Origin of the sequence: Bacillus sp. SD075, assembly GCF_017355165.1 — a bacterium.
GTDB lineage: Bacteria > Bacillota > Bacilli > Bacillales > DSM-1321 > Peribacillus.
Window position 1 is genome coordinate 1 of record NZ_JADILK010000101.1, and the last position, 1,904, is coordinate 1,904.

Genomic DNA, 1,904 nt, shown 5'->3' on the forward strand with positions numbered 1-1,904 from the left:
AGGATCTAAACTAGATCCTGTCTGTTTGTGAACAAAAGTGTTCTATCTAAAAGGTAAAACAAAGTTGATTGGAGAGGGTGTTCGAGACTCCTGCGGGAAAAGCGCGTCAAGGGGAGACCCGAGGAGGCTCCCGGACCGCCGCAGAAAGCCAGTGCCTGGAGTGGGAATCAACGTCCAAATTGTACAAGCCACAAAAAAAATGCAGACAAAAAGGACGTTCGGAATCTCACACCCCGAACCATGTTTTTAAACGAAAACATGGTTATCCTTCATGTTTTTTTACTTTTTCAGATGATGAAACCCTCACTTGATTAATTTGCGACACTCCTGCAGAATGACTGGCTATTGGATTTTGGAAATCAACTGGAACGTTTTTCAAAAAAACGGTAGGAAAACTGGCTTTTCTTCGAATTTGAAAGGATCTAACCGGTATATATAGGAATCATTTATTAGGAACGTAATCTGAAAAGTTACTTTTAAACAATCAAAATTTAGTGGTTCCGTTTCTGACATATTTTTTATGTTTCTTTCTAGAAAAAAGAGGAAATAGTAAAGATACAATTATTTTTAGAGGGAGCTCATTTATGGTAAACAATATAAACGAAGAACTAGAAGCTTATTGTGCAAGTGAATATTCAAAACTATCACGGGTGATCGTCTGTGAACCCCGTTTTATGGAGATCCGGGAGATCATTAATGAAACTCAAAAAGAGTTTCAAGAAGAAAATATCGATCAAGTACTTGCCTTGGAACAGCATACCCAATTTATAAAGGCTCTTGAACATGAAGGGATTGAAGTCATAAAACTTCCGCCTCAATTTACATATCCAGAACAAGTCTTTACAAGAGATATCGGTTTCACTCTTGGTAATACCGTTTACGTAGCTGAGTTGGCGACAGGTATCAGGCAGGGTGAAGAACTAATATTGAAATCCTGGCTTGAAACGAACGATATCCCATTTTTCAACCTCCTCAAAAACCATATCGAGGGCGGTGATGTCATTATTGACGGAAAAACCATTTATATTGGAATCAGTGAAAGAACGGATGAAACATCCATCAAGCATCTTCAAACCTTATTACCGGAATACGATGTCATCGCGGTTCCTTTCACGGAGGAATTCCTTCATTTAGATTGTGTCTTCAATATCATATCACCTACAGAGGCGCTTATTTTTCCAGAGTCCTTTACAAAAAAAGAGAAGGATCTATTAGCTTCACGTTATGACATGATCGAAGTGACTAAAGAAGAACAATTCACATTAGGAACCAACGTGCTTTCGATTGGGAATAAAAAATTATTCAGTCTTCCATGTAATAAACAGGTAAATAGTCAGCTTCGTGAACGCGGATACGAGGTCATTGAAGTCGATATAAGCGAAATCATCAAGTCCGGTGGCTCCTTCCGTTGTTGCACGATGCCACTATTGAGGACAACGAATAAGAAGACTGATTCAGCCTGAGCAGGATGAAAGAAACCGGACTTGTATGGAAGTCAGGTTTCTTTCTCCTTTTTAAACAAGGTGTTATTAAACAGGTTGCAGTTTGTCAACAAAAGTTTGTTCGGATTAGTCTCATCCCGAACCACGTAAAGACTAGGATATCCTTCATGGCTTTTTTATTGTTTTATGAAACACTCCTGCCGAAAAACTGGCTAGCCGAGACCCATAGACGATTGCGGCGAGGAGGGCGGAAAGGGTATAGATTTCTGAAAACAACTGGAGCTTTTGTAAATAGGCAAAAAAATGTTGGCAAACTCGCTTTGTTCGAATTTGTCTACAGTCTGAAACATTATGTTTAATGTTGATTTTTCTAAAAACACCTCTTATATGATCCCTTTATTTTATGGAAAATCAAGCATCTGTTTCTTTGGAACAGGAAGGATTAATTAAGGATTAATTAAG

The 1,904-nt window shown here is 38.5% G+C and carries 1 protein-coding gene; it reads left to right on the plus strand.

The window, feature by feature from the left end; translation table 11 throughout:
* Window positions 1–584: 584 nt before the first annotated feature.
* Complete coding sequence (locus IOC57_RS25410; RefSeq protein WP_207441355.1) at window positions 585–1,463, plus strand: dimethylarginine dimethylaminohydrolase family protein; 879 nt, start codon at window positions 585–587, stop codon at window positions 1,461–1,463.
* Window positions 1,464–1,904: the final 441 nt, after the last annotated feature.